The 17,325-nt window shown below is 46.1% G+C and carries 12 protein-coding genes; 5 read left to right on the forward strand and 7 right to left on the reverse strand.

All coding sequences use genetic code 11. From position 1 onward, the window contains the following. The first annotated feature begins 151 nt into the window (after positions 1-151). Positions 152-2,731 (forward strand): M1 family metallopeptidase, encoded by a 2,580-nt coding sequence (locus tag AC3RV5_RS14525; protein WP_489728341.1) that lies wholly within the window; start codon positions 152-154, stop codon positions 2,729-2,731. Between the two features lie 166 nt (positions 2,732-2,897). Here the strand turns inward: AC3RV5_RS14525 and scpC are convergent, their stop codons facing one another. From scpC to AC3RV5_RS14560, 7 genes are all read right to left on the reverse strand, one after another. Then, positions 2,898-4,409, reverse strand: coding sequence for a succinyl-CoA:acetate CoA-transferase ScpC (gene scpC / locus AC3RV5_RS14530; protein WP_489728342.1), 1,512 nt, complete (start codon positions 4,407-4,409; stop codon positions 2,898-2,900). Between the two features lie 343 nt (positions 4,410-4,752). Then, entirely contained in the window at positions 4,753-6,129 is a 1,377-nt protein-coding gene (locus AC3RV5_RS14535) for an NAD-dependent succinate-semialdehyde dehydrogenase (protein ID WP_489728343.1), read from the reverse strand. 301 nt (positions 6,130-6,430) lie between these two features. Next, positions 6,431-6,865, reverse strand: a complete 435-nt coding sequence (locus AC3RV5_RS14540) for a GNAT family N-acetyltransferase (protein WP_489728344.1) — start codon at positions 6,863-6,865, stop codon at positions 6,431-6,433. A gap of 491 nt (positions 6,866-7,356) precedes the next feature. Then, positions 7,357-8,331, reverse strand: coding sequence for an NADPH:quinone oxidoreductase family protein (locus AC3RV5_RS14545; RefSeq protein ID WP_489728345.1), 975 nt, complete (start codon positions 8,329-8,331; stop codon positions 7,357-7,359). A 76-nt stretch (positions 8,332-8,407) separates the two neighbouring features. Then, positions 8,408-9,442 (reverse strand): phosphotransferase family protein, encoded by a 1,035-nt coding sequence (locus tag AC3RV5_RS14550; RefSeq protein ID WP_489728346.1) that lies wholly within the window; start codon positions 9,440-9,442, stop codon positions 8,408-8,410. Positions 9,443-9,456: 14 nt separating this feature from the next. After that, positions 9,457-10,686 (reverse strand): acyl-CoA dehydrogenase family protein, encoded by a 1,230-nt coding sequence (locus tag AC3RV5_RS14555; protein ID WP_489728347.1) that lies wholly within the window; start codon positions 10,684-10,686, stop codon positions 9,457-9,459. A 16-nt stretch (positions 10,687-10,702) separates the two neighbouring features. Further along, a complete protein-coding gene (locus AC3RV5_RS14560) occupies positions 10,703-11,380 on the reverse strand; it encodes a histidine phosphatase family protein (protein ID WP_489728348.1) in 678 nt (225 codons plus the stop codon). Between the two features lie 331 nt (positions 11,381-11,711). Between AC3RV5_RS14560 and AC3RV5_RS14565 the strand changes: the two genes are divergently transcribed. The 4 genes from AC3RV5_RS14565 (at position 11,712) to AC3RV5_RS14580 (ending at position 17,309) form a co-directional block, all read left to right on the forward strand. Then, the gene (locus AC3RV5_RS14565; protein WP_489728349.1) at positions 11,712-14,303 is read left to right on the forward strand and encodes a TonB-dependent receptor; all 2,592 of its coding nucleotides are present in this window, start codon (positions 11,712-11,714) and stop codon (positions 14,301-14,303) included. Positions 14,304-14,442: 139 nt separating this feature from the next. Next, positions 14,443-15,147, forward strand: a complete 705-nt coding sequence (pepE, locus tag AC3RV5_RS14570) for a dipeptidase PepE (protein ID WP_489728350.1) — start codon at positions 14,443-14,445, stop codon at positions 15,145-15,147. 233 nt (positions 15,148-15,380) lie between these two features. Next, positions 15,381-16,370, forward strand: a complete 990-nt coding sequence (locus tag AC3RV5_RS14575) for an LLM class flavin-dependent oxidoreductase (RefSeq protein WP_489728351.1) — start codon at positions 15,381-15,383, stop codon at positions 16,368-16,370. Between the two features lie 123 nt (positions 16,371-16,493). After that, positions 16,494-17,309: a substrate-binding periplasmic protein gene (locus AC3RV5_RS14580; protein WP_489728352.1), complete on the forward strand. Its 816-nt coding sequence runs from the start codon at positions 16,494-16,496 to the stop codon at positions 17,307-17,309. Positions 17,310-17,325 lie beyond the last annotated feature (16 nt).

The raw sequence follows: 17,325 nt of genomic DNA on the forward strand, positions 1-17,325 counted from the left end.
AACCGGGCTCATTTTGAGCCCTTTTTTGTCAATAAAAGTTGTCCAATGTGAAACAACTGTTAACCCTTTGCCTGTTGCTTTTTATCCTGATTCGCCTAATCTGCTGCGCGAGTCGAGATCAACCCAACGATAAAGAAATAAGGGACTTAATATGACACGAATACTACGCAGTGTACGTGCATTGCTATGGCTGTTAGCAATTGCTAATACACAAGCAAGTGAAGTTGACTATCGCCTTGGCGATAACGTCAAACCTAGCTTCCAGCAGATCAGCTTAAAGATCGATCCAAACCAGCCCGTTTTTAGTGGTGAGACCACTATCGATATCCAGGTACTAAAATCCACGGACAGTATCAGCTTTTACCAGCTGGAACTGGAGATCAGCAAAATTGAATTAATTGATGGTAACCGTCGCATTCCCCTGGTGATAACCTCTGGCGAATACGACATTCAACTCGCCAAAGCCGACCATGAGCTGTCAGCAAAACGCTATAAATTGCATATGCAATTTAGCGGCAAAATTAATACCACTTCAGATGGCATGTATTTATCTGCGTTTGAAGGGCACAATTATATATTCACCCAGTTTGAAGATATGCATGCCAGACGCGCCTTTCCCAGCTTCGATGAACCGAGTTTTAAAATACCTTATCAGTTAACTATTGAAGCGCCGCAGGTACACACCGTTGTGTCCAACACCCCGGTAGAAAAGCGCACCGTTGATGGAGATTGGCAAACAGTCGTATTCAAACGCACCCAACCTATGCCCACTTATCTGGTAGCCTTCGCCGTGGGCGAACTAGATTGGGCAGAGATTACCGGCCTGTCGGTACCGGGCAAAATCTATACACCCAAAGGTCAGGCCGGACGCACCAAGTTTGCGATAAAACATACACCGCGAATTCTCCAGGCGCTGGAAGACTATTTTGGCATGCCCTACCCTTATGAAAAACTCGACTTTATTGCAGTGCCGAATTTTACCCATGGCGCCATGGAAAATGCCGGTTTGGTAACCTACCGCAGCAGTTTATTACTGCTGGATGACGAACCACGTCTGACCGAACAACGTGGCCCGCTTACCACCATAACCCATGAACTTGCACATATGTGGTACGGCGATCTGGTGACTATGGCCTGGTGGGATGATTTATGGCTCAACGAAGCGTTTGCTTCCTGGATGGAAGGTAAAATCACCATGCAACTCTATCCGGAACAAAATAACCAGTCAGGTTTGGTTCAAGAAGGCGCCTTTACTGCCGATGCCAGCCCCACTACCAAAGCGGTTAAAAAGCGGGTACGCACCCAGACCGATGTAATGGATGGCTTAGGACTTAACTACAGCAAAGGTGAGTCCATCCTGCAAATGATTGAATCCCTTATCGGCGAAGATGCCTTCCAAAAAGCCGTGCAAAGTTATATGAAAAAACACGCCTGGGGTAATGCCCAGTCAGATGATCTGTGGGAAGTGTTATCAAACGTGGCGGATTTTGATGTGCCCGCCATGATGAAAACTTATCTGGAACAACCAGGCTATCCACTGGTTAATTTCAAGCAAAATGGCGAGGTGAGTCAAAGCCGTTATCATTTGGCTGGAGCCAAGGTAGACCAACAAATTTGGGTCGTACCCTTGTCTATCACCTATAAAAAGAACGACAAAATCCAGCGCACCACCTTGTTTCTCGATAGTGAACACGCCGTGGAGAGCACACTTAGCGAAGCCCAGTGGATATATCCCAACGACAATGCGATGGGTTACCTGCGCTGGAAAATCCCTGCCCCCCAAATGACTGCATTACTAATGGATCTCGATGCCCTGAATGCCCGAGAGAAAAAATCGCTGCTGTATAACTCAGACGCTTTGTTTAATGCCGACGAAATCTCCCTGAAGCAACACATGGTGGTGCTCGATGCCTTGGCGCAACAAGACGATCCTGTGGTAGTCAGAGCGGTCGTGGCCTCGTTAAATGAGTTGGTATATTTGGTAGATGATAGCAATAAAAAACTGTTTGCCACTTTTATCGATCACAAACTGCATCCCTGGTTCATGCGATTAGGGGTCAACGAAAATGCCCACGACTCAAACGATGTCAATCGACTGCGCAGTGAAGTTTTTGCCCTATTAGGCCGTTATACCGACAATGAACAGGTCTTAGCGCAAAGTACCAAGCTGACGGAAAAATATCTCGCTGATCCCACCAGTGTGGGTCGTGATATTGCCAGAACGGCCATGCGAAATGTTGCGGTGCACGGTGATGCCAGTTGGATTGCTCGATTCCAAAAAGCCTATCTAACTACTACTGATGCGAACATTCGCGGCACCATTCGTTTTGGAATGTTGTTTCCCCAAGCGGAAAATATCAAGCAAGTATTAGACTTGAGCCTAAATGGGGATGTGAGCCCTGCTAATGTGATCAGCTTTTTGTCCACCGCCAGTAAAGCCCGTGACGACAAAGATGTGTTTTACCAATGGCTTGAGGCCAATATAGAAAAAGTGACCGCTAAAATGCCGGCTTATCATATTGCCCGCATGCCGGAATATGTCTCCAGCACGTGCAACGAGCATAACATTCAGTTGACCAAGAAATTTTATCAACCGCGGATGGCTAAATATGAAGGCATGCCGCGCAGCTTTGATGTAGCACTGGACGAATCAGAGCAATGTGCCAGCTTGAAACAAGCTAACCAGGGAGCGTTCAACCAGTACCTAAAAAGTGTCTCTGCCACGTTTTAAAACAAAAACTAACAGATTGTTAGCCAGTGTCAAAGTTGCTTGGCGATACAAGCTAAAAAGCCAGTCAGATTCTCCCTGACTGGCTTTTTTAAGAATACATTTAATGCACAAGATCACCCAAAAATCGTGCAAACGACCTAATTATGCCAGCTTGTTACCGTTTAATTCACATCTGACCGATTTTTTCATAATTCAAATGCCAGCTAAGTGACTCTTCTAACAAGTGCGGGGTATGCATTCCCCGACCACTGGCACAGGCACGTTCAAAATAATCCGTCAGCCGGTCTTTGTAATCCGGGTGGGCACAATTTTGAATAATTAATTTGGCTCTTTGTCTGGGAGACAATCCGCGTAAATCCGCCAAGCCTTGTTCCGTTACTAACACTTTTACATCATGCTCAGTCTGATCAACGTGAGACACCATAGGTACTATGGCAGAAATACTGCCTTTTTTTGCCGTCGAGGGAGTCATAAAAATAGATAAATACCCGTTTCGCGCAAAATCCCCAGCCCCCCCTATACCATTCATCATTCTGGTACCCATAACATGGGTCGAATTAACATTGCCATAAATATCCGCCTCCAATAATCCATTCATGGCAATCACCCCCAATCTGCGCACCAACTCTGGGTGATTACTGATATCTTGTTGACGCAGAATAATTTTGTCGTGATAAAAATTAATATTGCGGGTAAATTCATCCATGGCCGCTGGGCTGAGTGAAAAAGCCGTGGCAGAAGCCGCCTTTAACGTACCTGAGCGCAGCATAGTTAACATGCCGTCTTGGATCACTTCGGTAAAGGCAGTCAAGTTTTTGTAAGGCCCCGCATTTAGCCCGTCTAACACGGCATTGGGTATATTTCCGATCCCTGACTGAATAGGCAAGAGTGTTTTGGGTAAGCGCCCATGTTTTATTTCATAGTCAAAAAACTCGAGTATGTGAGCGGCAATTTGCTGAGATGTGTCATCAGGTGGATTAAAAGGCGCATTGCGATCTGCCGATGCGGTTTCGACGATAGCGATAATCTTTTCTTTGGGGCATCGAAACAATGTTTCTCCAATACGATCATCAGCCTTAGTCAACAGGATCGGCTGGCGATCTGGCGGTAAGGAACTGCCATAATAAATGTCATGCATGCCCTGCATTGCAATGGGTTGCTGATGGTTTAGTTCTAAAATGATGTGATCTGCTTGTTCAATCCAGGTTTTGTTATTTCCAATGGATGATGAGGGTACTAAACTACCATCTTCATGAATGGCAATTACTTCGATTACCGCGATATTCAACTTACCTAAAAAACCCGACCAGGCGTATTGTGAAACTTCAGACAAATGTAAATCCAGGTAGTTTATATGCCCTGCATTAATCTGCTTTCGGCAACTGGGATCAGACTGAAACGGCAGACGAGTGTTGATCCCATCTACTTGAGCTAATACACCATCTACTTCAGGCGCCGTAGAAGCGCCCGTCCACAGGTTAATTTTAAACTCTCTCCCGTCTTGATGAAATGTCTGGATCCGCTCCGCTAACGCAGCCGGAACCGCCTTGGGATGTCCCGAGCCCGTAAAACCGCTCATTCCCACAGTAGCACCAGGGGGGATCAGCTCAGCAGCCTGCTGGGCACTCATGATTTTAGTTTTCAATTGCGGGCACAAAATTCGTGACTGTGAGAACATACTTACTCCAACTATTTGCAGACCACCGGATAAATCGGTAAGAGGAAAAAACGCTTCTATTGAGATTTTTTATTGCATTGCTCTGACGACTATCTATGTGCTTTTAATCTCAGGTTTGCCTGATAAGAAAGCCATACGCTAACTAACGGACCTTAGCGTTGCTTCACCATGCCTTTGCCCTACTCTATTGTCATCAGTTAAAAAAATCTTGTTCCAGATCAACTGGCAATGGTTAAGATGTTATTTTTTTTGTGGTTTTTAGCGGGTCTACTTTTTGGACAAAACACAAAAAAAAGCCAGCAAGGGGATACCTAACTGGCTTTTTTAGCGATACCGGTTGGTTTTATTCAGATATCATTATCGATTTAACGTTTACAAACTCACGGATGCCAAAGCCACCGTGCTCACGGCCGTATCCGCTGTTTTTGACTCCACCAAAAGGCAGATTAGGATTGGCCAAATTATAGCAATTGATGTTGATCATTCCAGTGTCGAATTCATCCCGAGCCAGTTCAATGGCACGAGCAACATCTTTGCTGAAAATCCCGCCCCCCAAACCATAGCGGGAGTCGTTGGCAATACGCATGGCGTCTTGGTCATCGACGGCGTGGATCAGTGCAGCTACCGGACCGAATAATTCATCATCATAGGCAGGTGAACCGGGTTGGATATTGTCCAACACAGTAGCCGGATAAAAGTAGCCTTTGCCCTTAGGCATTTCGCCACCTAATAAACAGTTGGCTCCCGCTTCGATAGATGCCGTAACCTGTTGATGCAGTTTATCCCGTAAATCACCTCTGGCCATGGGCCCTAAATCTGTTCCTTCAAGTTCTGGGTCGCCCATATTGAGCTCCCCCATAGCTTTGATAAATGCGCCTTTAAACTGCGCGTAATTTTTTTCCGTAACAATAAAACGTTTGGCAGAGACACAGGTTTCACCATTGTTGACCACTCGCCCCTGGACACAAGTTTTGACTGCCAGTTCGATGTCGGCATCATCCAACACTACATACGCATCGTTACTGCCAAGTTCGAGTACGGATTTTTTCACCAATTTGGCCGCGGCCTCTGCCACTTTCTTACCAATCTCATCACTGCCGGTAAATGACACGCCACGCACCTTGGGATGTTTAATTAATGCACTGGCCGTTTCCCCATCGATTAACAGCGATTGGTAACAGCCCTTAGGGAAACCCGCGGCTTCATACATCTGCTGGATCTTTTGTGCCATACCAAATACGTTGGCGGCATGTTTAAGTACCGCAGTATTGCCGGCCATAAGGTTGGACACGCTATAACGAATAACCTGATAAAGCGGGAAATTCCAGGGCTGGATCCCCAGGATCACTCCTAATGGGCGATAACTCACCAGGGCTCTGCCCCCTTCCAACTCACGCTCGTCATCCGCCAGTAAACCTGGCCCTTCATCGGCACTATAACGACAAATCGCCACACACAACTGAACCTCTTGATATCCCTGCTCTTTAACTTTGCCCATCTCCTGAGTCATTAAGGTGGCGAGTTCGTCTTTATTATCTTCAATCACATCAGCCATGTTATTTAACAGCGCCGCCCGCTCATCTGGACTGGTGTGTTTCCACTGTTGAAATGCCTCATCAGCTTTATCTACCGCCGATTCGGCTTGTTCAATAGTTAATAATGTATATTCTTCAAGTACTTCTTCAGTCGTTGGATTAATCGTTTTCACTGTGTTACTCATTGTTCGCTTTCTCCTGATAGTTGAAATAAGTGACTCATCTCATATCAGGAGCAATTCGGACGCCAAGTTAAACATCTATTGCTCTATCAGTATGCGAAAATTCCCTAAGCCCCTGGTATGGCGTGATATTTACCCCACCATTTTAATATGTTTGGCTGCAAAACCCATCAGTACCCTTTACCCAGGCCACCTGACCGGCAGTAAAATTTACAAGGAAAACGGTAAAGTCTTTAGCATCTGCAAGGCTAAGGATGAACGTTAAAACATTCCCGTTATCGACATTTACAAACTGTCAAAAGCCCTAACCATTCGTCTTTTCATAGATATGAGGGTCATAGCGTTGCATAAAGGTATCCGGCTTATCTAATGAACTAAAACCGAACTGGGCATATAATCCATGGGCATTAGCGGTAGCTAAGGTGAACCTGCGGATCCCCTGCACTGCCGAATGGTTTATCGCGTTAGTCATCAATAATTTGGCAATGCCCATGCCCCTATATTCAGGCCAGACAATAACATCAACTAAATTTGCAAATGTTGCACAATCGGTAATTATCCGGCAAAACGCTACCTGTTCATGCTGTTTATAAACACCTATACATATAGAATTACTAATTGCGGTGTCAACCGTCGCCAATCCAATGCCTTTTGCCCAGGTGCTGTCGTTGCTTAAAAAAGCATGAATTTTAGGCACATCAAGTAACGTTTTATCGTCACTGGTTTTAATATTATCCAACGGCTCTCTCCTCTTGTACAACTTTACCTAAAAACAATTTCCTCCACCCGTTCTGAGTATCGGATACCGAGTACCGAGTACCGAGTATCGCGTACCGAGTATCGGATACCGAGTACCGGGTACCGAATAATGAGTGGCGGCCACCGAGTGGCGACCACCGCGTGGCGACCACCGCCCAAAGGGCGCGGGTATATATCATCAAGTCAGCAATGTACCGCATGCCAAAATGTTATGATCCTGTAATACTGTCGCGATATTTCATTCCTACCATATTACTGGTTTATTAAAAATTCCAAGTTTAGTGCGCTTAGCTTACCAGCCAAGCGTTTGCGGTGACCCTGAAGGATGTCATTTTGCACTGACAAACCGCAACTTACGCTTATCTAATGTAAAAGATCCAACCTACAAATTTGGAATGTTCTACATGATTAACAATAAAAAAACCGGCCTCATTTGAGGCCGGTTTTTTTTATTTTTGCCCTCCAACAATATTAGGGTCTAAGGGTCATTTTGCCTTTAACCTCCCGGTTCATTACCTTGTTCAGGGCATCTTTAGCAAATGCCAGGGGTAATACATCATCCACCACCACTTTTACCTTGCCTTGTACGTACCAGGTAAGCAATTCATGCATATTGCTGGCAAAGTCTTTTGGCTGATGCTGAGTGAACGAGCCCCAGAAGACACCGACCACAGAAAATCCTTTAACCAGAGCCAGGTTCACCGGGAACTCTGGAATAGTCCCACCGGCAAAACCTATTACCAGCAAACGACCATTCCACGCCATACTGCGGGAACAGGCATGGAAAGTATCACCACCAACACATTCATATACTACATCTACCCCCTTGCCCTCGGTGACTGCTTTGATCGCAGTTTTCAAATCGACTTCACTGTAATTAATCAGGATATCAGCTCCATTTTCCTTTGCGACATCCAGCTTTTCCTGAGTCGAGCAAACGGCAATGACCTTGGCGCCCATTTGTTTGCCTATTTGCACAGCAGCCAGCCCCGTACCCCCAGCGGCACCTGTGACTAACAAAGTTTCACCAGGTTGAATATTGGCGCGCTGTTTTAAAGCATGATGGGCAGTGGCGTGGGCAGTTACCAACGCGGCAGCTTCTTCATCAGGGATCTCATCGGGAATAGGTAAGACATGAGTCGACGGACAAGCGACTTTCTGTGCATAGCCCCCCAACATACATAAAGCGATAACCCGCATACCCACTTTAAGATGGCGCACCCCTTCACCTACTTCGCTGATCACACCGGCCACTTCATTACCCGGGATAAAAGGAAATTCCGGTTTCATCTGATACAAACCTTGGACCAACAAACCATCGGGGAAATTAACCCCACAGGCTTTAATGTCAACCACAACCTGTCCTTTTGCTGCTACAGGATCGGCGACCTCGATGTATTTTAAGTTTTCTACCGGCGCAAATTCCTCACATACTATGGCTTTCATCAAGCTCTCCAGCTATCTAACGTTAATAATTAAATTTTTTGAAGGTGTACTGGTCACCCTCCCTGTTCAACATGGCCTATTTAAGCAAACCCAGTGCGTATTGGGCCAAGGGTTTTACCAACGCGCCAATTTGCAGTGCCTGTTTATTGGATGCATTGCCGTCAACGGCTCGTTTGGCCACTCCTTGCGCTATAGCTCCCAAACGGAAAAAACTGAATGCTAAATAGAAGTTCCAATTTTCAATACCCTCAATGCCCATTAACTCACAATAACGCGCCACATATTCTTCTTCATTAGGAATTCCCAGCGCATTACGGTCCACATCCCCAAGTCCAGTGGCTTTACCGACATTATCCGGTAGGCGTAACTGCATACACTGGTAGGCTAAATCTGCAAACGGATGGCCTAGGGTAGATAACTCCCAATCCAGCACAGCTATAATTTGGGGAGTATCTTTGGCAAACATAAGATTATCCATGCGATAATCACCATGCACTAAGGACACCTTACCATCGTCAGCAGGAATGTTACCTTCTAACCAGGTAATCAACTCATCCATTGCGGTAATGGTGCCGGTTTCTGACAAACGATACTGTTTGGTCCAGCGACTGATTTGCCTTTCAAAATAATTACCCGGCTTGCCAAAATCGTCTAACCCGACATCATGCACATTCACTTGATGCAGCGCGGCCAACACGTTAACCATTTGCTCATACATAACATGCCGCGTTTGATTATCAGCAATATCAGGCAAGGAACTGTCCCAATATACTTCACCGTCCATATATTCCATGACATAAAATAGGCTGCCTAGTACGCTCGGGTCCTCACACAAATGATAAACTTTCGCCACCGGTACACATGAATTTTCCAGTGCTTTAAGCACTCGGTATTCTCGATCAACCGCATGGGCGGATTTAAGCAATTTTCCAGGAGGTTGGCGCCGCAAAACATAAGTTCCATTGGGTGTGTGCAATTTAAAGGTGGGATTAGACTGCCCACCAGTAAACTTCGTGGCAGTCAAAGGTCCACTGAAACCGGCAATATGTTCAGTTAAATAGGCTGTCAAAACGACCTCATCTAACTGCTCAACGGCACTTTTATCGCTCATATGTTGTGACACTCCTATTGGGCATTATGGTCTCTTATCAGGTTACGCCCTAACTGCATCATATGCACTTCGTCGGGGCCATCGGCCAGTCTGATTGTGCGGGCATACGCATAGCTTGCCGCCAAAATAAAATCTTGACTGGTCCCGGCTGCACCATGCAGTTGAATGGACTGATCAATCACCTTACACGCCATCTTCGGTGCAACAATCTTGATCGCTGCAATCAGATCCCGGCTAACCTTATTGCCGTATTTATCCATTTTGTCCGCAGTTTTAAGGGTTAATAAACGCGCTTGTTCTATATCACAATACATCTGGGCGATATGCTCGCGAACCGATTGCTGTTTACTCAGCGCCTGGCCAAAGGCAATCCGCGACTCAACTCGTTCACAGGCTAGGTCGAGCGCGCGCTGGGCACACCCAATCAGGCGCATACAATGGTGAATACGCCCCGGCCCAAGGCGTCCTTGGGCGATTTCGAAACCCTTCCCCTCTCCCAGCAACAGGTTTTCTACTGGCACCCGCACGTTGTCAAATATGATTTCGGCATGACCCACGGGCTCATCAAAATGTCCCATAGCAGACAGTGCACGCACGACTGTTATACCCGGAGTATCCAATGGCACTAACACTTGGGATTGTTGCTGATGACGTTGCGCCGATGTATCTGTTTTGCCCATAACAACCATGATTTTACAATTTTCATTCATGGCACCGCTGGTATACCACTTGCGGCCATTGATCACATATTCAGCGCCGTCACGTTGGATGGACGTTTCAATATTGGTGGCATCCGATGACGCCACACCAGGCTCGGTCATGGCAAATGCAGAACGAATTCCCCCTTCGAGCAGGGGAACTAACCATTTGTCTTGTTGGGCCTGGCTGCCATATTTTGCCAGCACTTCCATATTGCCTGTATCTGGCGCACTGCAGTTAAACACTTCAGAACTCCACATCACTTTGCCCATAATTTCACACAGTGGCGCATATTCTAAGTTGGTCAGGCCAGCGCCATAAGGCAGATATTCCCCGGGCAAAAACAGATTCCATAAACCCGCGGCTTTGGCTTTTTGTTTCAGCGCCTGGATCATTTCAGGGGTGCGCCATCGGCCTTGTCCGCTCATCGCGTTGTCGTGCACTTGGCTAATATATTGCTGATCAACCGGGTATATATGCTCCTGCATAAAGGCTTCCAGGCGAGCGATTAAGTCTTTGGTCTTGTCTGAATAATCAAAGTTCATGTGCTATATGTCCCGTTTAACTAAAAGTAATGGCGCCCACACGCTCAGGAATGTCGAGGTGCGGCACATTATTGAAACTACTTAACCGCACGTTATCGCGATTGTAGAAAAAATGGCTAAAACCGGCGTTTTTTATTTGCATATTCAATTCGATAACTTGCGTAGCAGGCAATCCCAAGACCAGGCTCAACAGCATGGATATCGCCCCGCCTGAACTAACAATGAGCATAGGCCCCTGGGGATCCTCAAGGCAAATAGCTTTTAATACTTCCTCAACACGAGTCCGAAAGCCTAACCAGGTTTCACTCAATTCGTGCTTGGGCAGCAGTTGACCGGACCAGGCGCCCATGGCCTTTTTCAATAAACGATAATAGGCCGCTGGCGGCGCGCCTTGGGCTAATCGCTCGGTGGGGTGTAGGGCCAAATAGGCACTGGCAATATTTTGAAAATCGAATTCATTTAACCCTCTGTGTATATATTGAATAGGCGCTTTAGACAGCACACTACTTATCCCCTGAGCGGTCTCTTGGTGACGTACCATTTCCCCTAACCACAGTTTTTCAAAGCTGATGTTGCGCTGGGCAAAATACTCGCCGAGCCACACGGACTGTTGTAAACCCATAGGGCTGAGTTTGTCGTAATTGGGGGCACCGAATGAGGCTTGCCCGTGGCGCACCACGTAAAACTCTGCCATGTTTGTACCTTATGTTTAAGACCGGGGAATTGTATTAACAAAGCTACTATTAGTTTAATTAATTATTTTAATGGTTTTGTATTGATTAGATTGATGAATCTATTTGGCCTGGGCCGAGAATCCGGCATTGAACACCTCATTCATTAAATGAATAAGGTAAACATTTAACTTTATAATAACAATTTATTTACTTCCTCAGCTAAAACTTGATAGCGTAGAAACATCCGACCACTTGAAGTTCATAAAGTGACTTGGGCCACCGTCGTTTGCTTGTGCCTGAAAAAACTAACAAAATACACAAGCTTAGCCAACTAGACACAGAGAATTCCTTATGACGCAATTTTTACCAACCCAACTTAAACGCGCGCCCCTGGCAACTTTTATCGGTTTATCCTTAGCATTACAAAGCGGTTATATTTTGTCTCAAGAACAAGATGTTAATGATAAAGGCCTGGAAACCATTACCGTAACGGCGCAAAAACGCGCGCAAAATCTACAAGAAGTTCCGGTGTCCGTCACTGCCTTTAGCGGTGAAGCGATGGCAGAAGCCGTCATTAAAGATATGTATGATTTACAAACCAATGTGCCGGGTCTGGGGGCTTTCCAAAGTCAAAGTGCCACTAATTCAAGCTTCTCAATCCGCGGTGTAGGCACGTCGTCACAAAACTTCGGTTTAGAGTCTTCTGTGGGTCTTTATATGGATGGAGTCTACCGGGCCCGGCAGAATTCCATGATCAACAACCTGATCGATGTGGCCGCCGTTGAAGTATTAAGGGGCCCTCAGGGTACATTATTTGGTAAAAACACCCCTTCAGGGGCGATATTAATCAGCACAGTCGCCCCCAGCCATGGTGGGAGTGATAGTTTTGTTGAAGCCACAATAGGTAATTACGGTTTACTAAATTTATCAGGCGCCACCTCGATTTCCGCCATCGACGATGTGCTGGCGTTTCGAGTAACAGGTTTTTCCAGCCAGCGAGATGGCACCATCAGCGATATTAATCTGGGCGAAGATAGCCTCAATGACCGAAGTCGTTTCGGCGGGCGCTTGCAGGCCCTCTATACCCCAAGTGACGATGTAACGGTAAGAGTCATTGCTGATTATGCAGAAATAGATGAAATTTGTTGTGGTGCCCCAGTGCAGTTGAGTAACTTACAGGCAAAGGAAATACCGGGCAAGTTGGGTACAGATGCGGCTTTATCTTCCCTAGGGGGCACAGTATTTCCCGGGGGCGACGCCTTTTATGACAGAAACGTGGCGCTATCTTTTTTACCTGAATCCTCTATGAAGGACCGCGGACTGTCAGCTCAAGTAGATTGGGAACTGGACGACAACTACACCCTGGTATCTATATCAGCTTACCGTGCGTTTGACTCTTACGATAATATCGACAGTGACTTTACCGACGCGGATCTATTTGGCACCAGCAACGATTCCGAGCAACAATCGTTTTCTCAGGAAATCCGCCTAGATTACACCAGTGAAAAACTAAACTACATATTAGGTGCCTACTACTTCACCCAAAATTTGGACTTGCAATATAGCCTGTACACCGATGCCATTTTCGACAGTTTTGCCATGGGTGTGCTGGGGCAAAATATCGACGCCCTCACCGGTCAACCCGGTTCGTTTAATGCACTTCTTGGTGGTATAGACAACTTAGCGCAAATGGGTTTAGTTGCTCCTCGCGCCGCTGGTGCACCTGCGGGTACCGGGTTTAACCACGTAGCTGAACAAAAACATAAAAGCTATGCAGTGTTTGGTCAGTTTGATTACAAATTCAACCCAGAATTTACCCTGACTGCCGGTTTGCGCTTCACCAAAGAAGAAAAAGACCTATTAACCGTCTTCACCGAAGTAGGCCCGAATATCAATGGTCTGGCGGGTAATACGCCGGTAAACCTTGTGGGTGCACTGACGACCCTTGGTGGAATTGCAGCAGAGGCAATTGATCTGACTACCCCTGAAGGACAGGCAACCTTGACGAATTTTGCCGGTTTTGATCAAGCAGGCTGGGCCTTTCCTCTAATAGCCGATACCACAAGTCCACGGGCCAACATTAACGAGAGTGTTAGCGATGATCAAATCAGTGGTACCCTGAAACTTAGTTATCAGCCAAATAACGACACCCTACTGTATGTCTCATATGGAAATGGTTACAAATCCGGTGGTACTAACACCGATCGAATTGCAACGGGTTTCAATCCCATTTTTGACGCAGAAACATCACAATCCTTTGAACTGGGTGTTAAAAAAGATTTTCGTGAGCAAAACTTGCGTATCAATGCCGCGGCCCACTACACCACAGTCGACGACTTTCAGGCCAATACCTTCACAGGTGATGGTTTTAATCTGCAAAATGCCGGGGACTACGAAATATCGGGCATGGAGTTAGAAGCCACCTGGTTACCCATAGACGATTTGGAAATTCACTTAGGTTATGCTTTAGTGCAAGCCGAATATAAAACCTTTGAAGCCGGTAACTGCTGGACCGCTTATACCTGGCATACCGGTATCGATGATCCAGGCAGGGTCAACTCCACTGACAACTTCTGTGATCGTTCTGGCGACAGACCAGGTGGAGAGCCAGAAGACTATGCAGTGTTGAGTCTAAAGAAAGAGTTTGAAATTGGCGAGAATATCTATGCCTATGTTCAAGGTGAATATAGTTATACCGGTGATATTATCCTCGATGGTAGCAATGACCCCTATGCCGTTCAGGCGTCCTATAGTATTTTAAACTTGCGCTTTTTCATTAACTTCAGTGATCATGATATGGATCTTATCTTCTGGGGTCGTAATGTTACGGACGAAGAGTATGTGAACCGCACAAACTTCAATACACCGCTACAAGAAGGAAAACTAAACGCCTATATGGCTGAACCCGCTACTTATGGCGTTACTCTCAAGAAACGTTTCTAGACCTGGTACCAAAACATGATGTAAATAACCGGCCCTGGCCGGTTTTTTTTATCATCTGTATCAATGAACCAACCAAGATTATTCGAAATAGCTGACAGTCAGCCTTATAATAACCCCCACCAAGAGACGAGGAGTCTATGTGAATTTATTAATGTTAAGCAGTTCCCGAGTAGCAGATGAAAATTACTTAGCCCATGCCAGAGAAATGATTTTTGCTCAGCTTGGCACAATTAAAACCCTTCTTTTTATCCCGTTTGCCGGTGTGACTATCGATTGGGATAGTTATACCGCCAAGGTTCAAGCCGCACTGCCTGAACTGAATATCAAAGGGATCCATCAGTTTGCTGCTCCGGCAGAAGCGGTGCGCAACGCCCAGGCCATTGCTGTGGGTGGGGGTAACACCTTCAATTTATTACACCAACTGTACTGCCAAGGATTGCTCACTGGTCTGCAAGATAAAGTGCGCCAAGGCTGCCCCTATATCGGCTGGAGTGCGGGCTCAAACATTTTCGGACCGACCATTTGCACCACCAATGACATGCCAATTGTACAACCTGAATCTTTCAACGCACTGAATTTTGTACCCTTTCAACTTAATCCACACTATACAGATTACCAGCCACCAGGACACAACGGTGAAACGCGCGCCCAGCGCATAGACGAGTTTTGCACCCTGAATCCAAATACCCCTGTACTAGCGATCCGTGAAGGCACGGCTCTGAGTTTGACTGGCAGACAGTTAACCTTGTTAGGTAAATTATCTGGCGTGGTTTTTCAGGGTAAACACCAACTTGAACTGCAACCGCAAACGGATCTTTGCGGTTATTTAACCGCTGGAGCTTAATCAGCGTCGCCAAGAAGATTTAGGCAATGAGCTAAGGTGTGAAACCAACATGCTTAGCAGTAACTGCCTCTGACCTGCCAGAGTGTTCGGCCAGAAAGTGATTTATATCCCCCTCGGATAAAATTTTTCTATTTACAGTTATTAGCCTAGGCAGTTAATTTGGCAGATTGCAATTACGCCTATTACCCCCAGATCCCTAGTTATGCTCGTAAGTTAATAACAATTGGATCCCTATGTTTCCCCTTTCCATTTTAGATTTGGCACCGATCGCCGATAGCGGCAGTATTTCTCAGGCTCTGGACAACTCACGGCAATTGGCGATCAAAGCTGAACAATGCGGCTATAAGCGCATTTGGTTAGCTGAACATCATGGTATGCGGGGTGTGGCAAGCTCTGCCACGGCTCTGGTAATTGGCCATATTGGCGCCGCCACCCATAAAATTAGAATTGGTGCCGGGGGCATTATGCTGCCTAATCATGCACCTTTAATCATCGCCGAGCAGTTTGGTACTCTGGAGGCACTGTTCCCCGGGCGTATCGATTTAGGTTTGGGTCGTGCTCCGGGTACCGATATGGCCACGGCTGCAGCATTGAGACGCAACATGCAGGCAGGAGTAGACGACTATCCTAGGGATATTCAGGAGCTGCAAAGATTGCTGGGCGCGGAACAACCAAAACAAAGTCTTATCGCCATTCCTGGAATCAATACTAACATCCCCCTGTGGCTGTTAGGCTCCAGTCTGTACAGTGCCCAACTCGCCGCACAACTTGGTTTACCCTATACTTTTGCCTCACATTTTGCGCCGGACCAATTATTTAACGCACTTAACTTATATCACCAACAATTTCGCCCTTCAGAGCAATTGCCATCCCCCTACGCTATGGCAGGAGTTATGGCGATCGTGGCCGATACAGATGAAGAGGCAAAATTTTTATTTACCTCGGTTCAACAGCAATTTATTAATCTGCGTAGAGGGGTTAATCAGCCTTTTTCCCGTCCTACCGATGATATGTCCCCACTTTGGACGGCGGCCGAACAAGATATGATCGCCCATACCTTGCAATACGCTATAGTGGGTTCTAAACAAACCGCACAAGACCAGTTAAATCGGTTTATCCATAATACCCAAGTGGATGAGGTTATCCTTTCTGTGCCAATCCACGACCCCCAAGCCCGCTTCAAATGTGTCGGGTTAATAGCCGGTATGGATCTTAGCAACTAACACGACACCCTACTTTAGTCATATTGACAAGGTTCATTAAATTGCCCAGCATCAAGGCACTTATGGCATAATCCAAGGGTTTTTCACCCATACGCCTGTTTGCAAGGTAATTGGAGAATGGTTATGGATCAGGCAAAATTTTTAAGTAGTGTTTTTATTAAACGGCGAATACCTAATTTGCGCACCAATAAACAACTTTTCTTAGGATTAATCGTTAGTTGTTTATTCACTCATTCCCTGCAGGCAAAAGTTAACCGGCTAACGGTCGCCGTGGGTTGGAACAAACCACCCTACATCATATCCAAAAACAACTCTGGCTTTGAACTCGATCTCGCACGCGCCGTATTTGCCCAAATGGGTTATCAAATCAAACCCATTTATGTGCCTTCTGGGCGCACGCACAAAATGCTACAACGGAGTCAGGTTGACGCCGCCCTGTCACTTAGTCCTCTGTCTGGGGTAGATAATGAACTGCTTAGTCAAAGTTACATCTCCTATCAAAATACCGCCATTTCACTTAAACGCAATAACCTGGAAATTAAGCAGATAGAAGATTTAGCCAAATATTCTGTGGTAGGTTTTCAAAACGCATCGAAAAACCTTGGCAATCGATACGCTCAGGCGGTGGCCAACGCCCCCTATTACATGGAATTGCCTGACCAAAACAAACAGGTGGGGATGTTATTACAGGGCAACATTGCGGTAGTAGTAATGGACATCAATATATTTGTGCACCTGAGCCGTGAACGAACGGGGCAAAATCAACTGACACTTGTGGATACCCATAATATTTTCCCTTCCACTGATTACAGTGTGGGATTTACGAATAAAGAATTAAAAGTAGCTTTCGATCAAGCGCTTAGCCAATACCGACGTTCCCAGAAGTATCTTGAGTTGGTCAACCGCTATGACTTTAATGTCATTCCATCAGCCCATTGACTAAAATCAGGGTTCC

The sequence above is a fragment of the Paraglaciecola sp. IT1134 genome, assembly GCF_058068185.1.